Source organism: Bradyrhizobium hipponense (assembly GCF_008123965.1).
In the GTDB taxonomy this organism is placed as follows: domain Bacteria; phylum Pseudomonadota; class Alphaproteobacteria; order Rhizobiales; family Xanthobacteraceae; genus Bradyrhizobium; species Bradyrhizobium hipponense.
On the sequence record NZ_VSTH01000086.1, the window covers coordinates 26,317 to 32,998 of the forward strand.

A 6,682-nucleotide genomic window follows, 5' to 3' on the forward strand; every position below is an offset into this window, starting at 1 on the left:
ACATCAGCTTTGAGGTATCAACCTTGACTGTCCGTTCGAAAGAGCATGACGAGCTGGGCCGGTTGCTGAAACTGTGCCAGTCGCACTACGTCACAGCTGCGATGTTTAGCCTGGCGATCAACCTGCTTTATCTCGCCGGGCCGCTATACATGCTGCAGGTCTACGACCGGGTCATATCAAGCTTGAGCGAGACCACGCTCGTTATGCTCACGATGGCGCTGTTGCTGGCGTTTGCGGCGCTCGCAGGTCTCGACACCGTGCGCGCAAAAGTGCTGACGCGCACCAGCATCCGCCTCGACCGGAACATCGCGCCCTGCGTGATGACCGCTATCATCGATCGCTCGGCGGGCGGTGCGCGCGGGCACCTGCTGCGCGATTTCGACACCTTCCGCCAGTTCATCACCGGTACAGGGGTTCACGCCATCCTCGATCTGCCCTGGACGCCGATCTATATCGCGGTGATTTTTTGTCTGCATCCGACCCTGGGCGGGTTTGCGCTGGGAAGTTCAATCATTCTGATCCTGATGGCGGTCTTCAACGAATGGATCGTCAAGCATCCGCTTTCGGAGTCCAATGAAGCGGCGAGCAAGAATTATAGTTTTACCGAGATGAGCCTGCGCAACACCGAAGTGGTGCGCGCGATGGGGATGACGGCGGGGCTTCTGAGACGCTGGAGTCGGGACCGCGGCCGGATGCTCGAGCGCCAGGTCACCGCCAGCGACCGCGCCGCCATGATGCAGAGCCTGATCCGTTTTCTGCGGCTGTCGATGCAGTCCTTGATTCTCGGACTTGGCGCCTATCTGGTGATCGAGCGGCTCGCGACGGCCGGCGCGATGTTCGCCGCCAGCATCCTGCTTGGCCGCGCCCTGCAGCCGGTCGAGCAGATCGTTGCATCATGGCGCGGCCTCGTCTCGGCGCGCGTCGCCTTCTTGCGCCTGCGCGAGCTGCTGGCTGGCGCTCAAGCTCAGGAGCCCCGGCTCACGCTCCCGCGACCCGAGGGTGGCCTTTCGGTCGAAGCACTTTCCTACGCCGCACCTGGCATGTCGAAACCGATTCTCCGTGGCGTCAGCTTTCAGATCGAGCCGGGTGAAGTGCTGGGAATCATCGGCCCGTCTGGCGCCGGCAAATCCACGCTGGCGCGCCACATCGTCGGTGTACAGGCCGCATCGGCAGGCGCCGTTCGTATCGACGGAGCCGATGTGTCCAGCTGGATCAAAACCTCGCTCGGCCAGCATCTCGGTTACCTCCCACAGGACGTCGAATTGTTCGCCGATAGCGTTGCCGCAAATATCTGCCGGTTCAATGACGGCGAGGATAGCGAGGTTACCCTGGCGGCACGCATGGCCGGGGTGCACGACATGATCCTACGACTTCCCGCCGGTTATGACAGCCAGGTCGGAGAGGCGGGCGCGGTCCTCTCAGGAGGGTATCGCCAGCGAATCGGGCTGGCGCGCGCGGTCTATGGCAATCCGAGTCTGGTGGTGTTGGACGAGCCGAGTTCGAATCTCGATTCGGATGGCGACGCTGCTCTCGCCGCCTGCATCATGCAGCTGAAGAAGCGCGGAACGACGGTGATCATCATTTCGCATCGGCCCGCCACCATTGGCGTGGTCGATAAGATCTTGGTGCTCCGTGAAGGCGTCGTCGAGATGTTCGGCCCACGCGCTGAAATCCTGGCGCGTTTGACGCGGCCGGTGCCGATCCATGCAGTCCGGGAAACGACTGGTTAGGACACGGCAGATGGCGCTGTTGGAGCTTGCAGGCCGATCGAAACGAGCCGCTGCGGCCTCGAGCTGGACGAAAGGCGGGCAGGACGGTGCGCCGAGTGATTCCATTCGCCATGTGGCGCTGGCCGGATGGCTGATCATTGCCGTCTTTTTCGGCGGCATCGGCACCTGGGCGCTGACCGCGCCGCTCAACGGCGCCGTGGTCGCCAGTGCGGTCGTCAAGGTTGACGGCAACCGCAAAAGCGTCCAGCACCTCGACGGCGGCATCGTCAAGGAACTGCATGTCCGGGAAGGCGAGCGGGTGCTCGCGGGAGATCTCCTGATCGTTCTCGACGAAACCCAGACGCGTGCTGAATATGAGGTGCTCACGCAGCAACATGCGATGCTTCGGGCGACGGAAGTACGGCTTCTGACTGAGCTTGATCACAGATCCGATCTCGTGCTGCCATCGGATCTGAAGGCGCGCTCTGGGGATCCCTATTTTACAAGCGTCTGGAACGGTCAGCTCAGCGAGTTCGAAAGTCGACGGGCCTCGCTGGAAGGCCAAGGAAGCGTGATCCGCGAGAAGATCAACCAGCTCCGGTCGCAGATCGTTGGTGCGGAGGCGCAGGTCAAGTCATTTAGCGATCAGATCAGCTCCGTTCGCAACGAGGCCAAGGAAATTGCGCCGCTGGTCGAGCGCGGACTGATCGCGCGGCCCCGCATCCTGCAATTGGAGCGGACCGCTTACGGTCTGGAAGGCCAGATTGCTGACACAAACGCCAATATCGCCAAGTTGCGTCAGGCGATCGCGGAACAGGAGCAACAGATCTCGCAACTGGATAATGATCGAATGACCGATGTCAGCAAGGACCTCCGCGATACGCAAGCCAGACTGCTCGAGGTGATTCCGAAGGCGCTGAGTGCCAAGGCAATAATGGGCCGCATGGAAATTCGCGCACCCTATACCGGCCGGGTCGTGGGACTGAATGTCTTCTCGGTAGGTGGCGTCATTCAGCGCGGCGATAAGATCCTGGATATCGTACCTGACGAGGAGTCGCTCACGATTGAAGCCCAGGTGGCCGTCGAGGATATTAGTGACGTGCATCCGAACACGCGGGCCGAGGTTCACCTCACGGCTTACAAGCAGCGAATCGTGCCGATCATCCACGGCGACGTCATTCAAGTGTCCGCCGATCGCCTGACTGATCCCAAGACCAACAGTCCGTACTACACGGCTTTCGTCCGCATCGATCGCGACGAGCTAACGACCATGCCGAACATACAGCTCTACCCAGGAATGCCGGCAACCGTCATGATCCCGACCGTCCAGCGCACCGCATTTGAGTACATCGTTGGGCCGCTGGTCATGTCGTTCAACCAGTCATTCCGGCAGAAGTAACAACGTCATCAGTTCGGCGAAAATGGGTGCCGTAGCGCTGGCAACCTCCGTGCGCAGACGCCGAGCCTGCAGCGGCGGTGAGCCACAGGACGATTGCTTGCGCGCTATTCGCGCCGCGGCATGCGGCACGGATCCGTTGCCCGCGCATCGTCTGTTTCCTTCTTTTCCGTGCTCACGGCAACGAGAGTCCCTGTTCGCCGGCGAACAATTCCCTGTTCCGATCCGGGTCGCGGCGCGCCGCGACGCTTGGGATTTCTGGGGATTTTCAGGTACTTCTCGCCAACTCTCATTGCCAAGGCGGCGCCTTGCGATGGGCGTTTTCCCTGTAAATCTCCCTGTTCGCAGGGAATTCGGGTCGGCGTGCCGCGACAACTGTGCCTGCAAATTGTAGGGGAGCGCGGTGCCCGGGTTGCCAAAGGCGACAGTGCAGAATTCAGGATCGCAAACCGGGTGCGCGAATTAAATGCGCCTGCTGTTTTTCGCGCTCGCCACGGTATTACCGCTCTCTTGCCTTTATCACTGCCTGTTGCTGCAATTAAATGTGGATTGTGGGACCGTTTTTTAAGCCGTGTCTTGTCCGCTGCTTGGGCTTGATTGATTAATGCTCTTAGAACCGGGGATGGAGCTATGAACATCGATCATTTGAAGTTGCTCTCGCTCGACGAGCTTTGGAAACTTCACGACGAGGTGACCGCCAAACTTGGCGACACAATGTTGGCGGAAAAAGCCAGATTGGACGAGAGGCTGCGCAGGATCGGAATGGCCCACGAAGTCACCCGGTTTGAGCGTAAGCGCCGCCAATACCCGCCCGTTCGTCCAAAGTATCGGAATCCGAAGAACCCGACAGAGACCTGGTCGGGGCGTGGCAGGGTGCCGCGATGGCTCGAGCCGCAACTTCGAGGCGGCCGCAAGCTGGATGATTTCCTCATTGTCTCAGCTTTTGATCAGAAGCGGCAGTTGACCTGATCAACGGAGGCACCCCGTCGGCCGAAGAAATAACATAACGTGCTCGGGATTTGCGACGCCAGGCGGCGCACCGAGGAATGCCGTGGCCGCAGCGAGCTGATGCAGTTGAAGGGAGCGCCCGCGGGATGCCCAGGTCGTGTCATCTGTCGAAAGTCGGGCCGCGCGGCCACAGATCGTGAGCCCAGGCGCAAGCCTACGCTCGGATGTTGGTCTCGCTGTCTGGCTGGCGGCGCACGGGCTCTCTCTGAGAGAGCAAACTCGGCCGCTAGGCGTCTGAACAATAAACGCTTTGCGACTTGGATAGCTGCGCGAAGGCACCCTTCGCCTCGTTACTGCCAAAGCAAAAATGCGTTCCTTTGTCTTGCTTCTCGACCCACCAGTCAGCCTCGCCTTGACGAGCGATGCGGGAAGCCTCAGCTCTCAGCCGGCTATTTCGCGTGGAGCAGCGCTTACGATGAGACAGTGCACGATTTTGTCCTTCGTTACGAAATCCAATTAAACTCGACAAGTGACGTCCGCGGATTCAGGTGCGCATCGCGTCGATAGCGTGTGCGATTAAAATGCCCACGCTCAATACAATTAGAAAAATAACCAACCAGGTACTCACGTCCACCTCCGGTCTTGGAAGTGAAGCTTCCTGTTTATGCACAGTCAAAGGCATCGCGCAGGGAACCGCGATTTCAGCAGCGGCTGAGGATTCATTGCCACACGGGCGGGCTATCGTCGGAACGCAAAGAAAAGCAGTGTGCCGACGACGGCGGTCGCGAGAAGTGGAAACAAAATGTCCGGCACTTCAGGGGCTCCGACTCACTGCGTCGGATTAAATGCGCTCTGCGCTCTCAATTCTTCTATTTTTCACTATTCTCCACAGCTCTAAAGAAGTGGCTGCAACTCGCAACGAATGTTTGCGGTATTATGTTCGTGGTCGGGCGCCGTCAGCATTCAAAGCTTTTCGATCTGGTGCGTTCGTTTAGCTAGCCGCCTTCGCGGTGCAGATTCATTCCTGTCGACAGTTCCAGGTTTAACGCTTCTCGCGAGCATCAAGCTTAACGAGTGACATTCGTTGCCAAGTTGCCGAGACGGAATATCGTCGCGTCGATCGGGTATTTTCCCGAACCACCAGTTAGCGGGGGTTGCCTGAAAACAGGCATCGATTTCCATGATTCGATATTCGTCGTATGGAAGTTCGAACTATCGCGCACCTGCCGCGCAGTTCTCCTATCGCGACCCGCTGGAAGCCGAGTACCGTCAGCTCATCGAGCTGCGAGAGCGGGTCAGAAAGGCAGAAGCCGGGGCCTCAAAACGGTTTACGGTCGCGACAAAGAAAAAGAACTCGCCGCAACGAAGATGAATCCGCTGGCAGGCATCTTCCGATGCGCGCGGCGGGCACTAGGGCGGATCAAAGATTATCGCGCCTGACCTGACACGCTCCTTCGAGATTTCAACTTGATCTAGCTCGGGGCGACATTGGTGAGCTAATTATGCTCCGTCACGGTTCGGGTGTGGAGATATTGGACCGACAAGCCCTGTCCGCCGAGCTGTCGCCGAAAATCCGCCCTCTGGTTTTCATCTTGTGGCCTTGCTTTGGTCAAACCGGCGTCGGGGACTGTGGACTTGCCCGATTTAATGCTCGCCCTCGGTTCGGGCGACATCGGGTGCGATGGGGAACGCCAATGCATTCGCCGATTAAACCGATATATCCCGGCTCACAGATTCATAGTCCCGCGCTCTCACCAGAAGACGTCGAGCTTGTTGCGCGCGCGGATGAACGGCTCGTCCACGCCTATGACCAGATCGCACGTGCAGATGAACAACTGGCGCGTGTCAATGAACAGCTTTCCAAGCTAGATCAGGATGGCACGCGCCCTCCTTCTCGTCCGAAGAATCCCACGAAATGGCTTCGACCACCTGACCGGGGCGCGCGCTCACCGGGGGGAAAGCCGGTACTGCGCGGTCTGATCGGTCTGCTGTTGGCAAGCGGCATCTGTGTGGCTGCTCTCACTGCGCAGTCCTCTTATGGCGATGCGGCCAGAGCAATGATGTATCGGTGGTCCGCGCATGCCGTTTCACCTTCGTCGTTGCCGCAAGAAAGACCCGAGATCTCCTCGGCTCTGCCTAGCACTCAGACGACTGCAACCAATGTGGCACTTCAGCAGCCGGCGCCATTGGCGCAGACTACACCGCACGATGCGACCCAAGCAGCCGCTCCCAGCTCGCCGGAGGTGGCGCCGATGCTCCAGGGAATGTCGAGCGAGCTTGCCAACCCGCAGCAAGCGGTCGAGCAGCTCAAGGCCAGCCAAGATCAGATCGTTCGCGACCTTGGGCAGCTCTCCGAGCAGCTTACGGCTTTGCAGGCACAAATGGTACGAGATAGAGCGGAGGCGGCCGAGCAGCTTAGGATGGTCCAAGAACGAATAGCCGGCATCACCGCCAACGCTTCCGAGCAAATCCTACGCCCCAAGACGCCAGTGCCGTCGCCAAGGCCAATTGCCGCCACGATCCGCAAACCTGCGCCAACCGTTCCGCGGCCGCAAGACAGGGGGCGGCCACACGCGCCGCTACGGTTGCAGACCGATCAAGCCGTGCAGGACTAGGTCAGCGTTTTCTT

Annotated in this window: 4 protein-coding genes; all 4 read left to right on the top strand. The window is 59.5% G+C overall.

Features of this window, described 5'->3' with window-relative positions; translation table 11 throughout:
• The first annotated feature begins 23 nt into the window (after positions 1-23).
• The 4 genes from FXV83_RS25005 to FXV83_RS25020 all read left to right on the top strand — a co-directional run bounded on the left by FXV83_RS25005 (position 24) and on the right by FXV83_RS25020 (position 6,668).
• On the top strand, positions 24-1,730 hold the full coding sequence (locus FXV83_RS25005) for a type I secretion system permease/ATPase (protein WP_283811724.1): 1,707 nt from the start codon (positions 24-26) through the stop codon (positions 1,728-1,730).
• 10 nt (positions 1,731-1,740) lie between these two features.
• A complete protein-coding gene (locus FXV83_RS25010; protein ID WP_148742186.1) occupies positions 1,741-3,108 on the top strand; it encodes an HlyD family type I secretion periplasmic adaptor subunit in 1,368 nt (455 codons plus the stop codon).
• Between the two features lie 627 nt (positions 3,109-3,735).
• Entirely contained in the window at positions 3,736-4,074 is a 339-nt protein-coding gene (locus FXV83_RS25015) for an H-NS histone family protein (protein WP_148742187.1), read from the top strand.
• A gap of 1,673 nt (positions 4,075-5,747) precedes the next feature.
• Positions 5,748-6,668 carry a hypothetical protein gene (locus FXV83_RS25020; RefSeq protein WP_148742189.1) on the top strand — a complete coding sequence of 307 codons (921 nt, stop codon included), beginning with the start codon at positions 5,748-5,750 and terminating at the stop codon, positions 6,666-6,668.
• Positions 6,669-6,682: the final 14 nt, after the last annotated feature.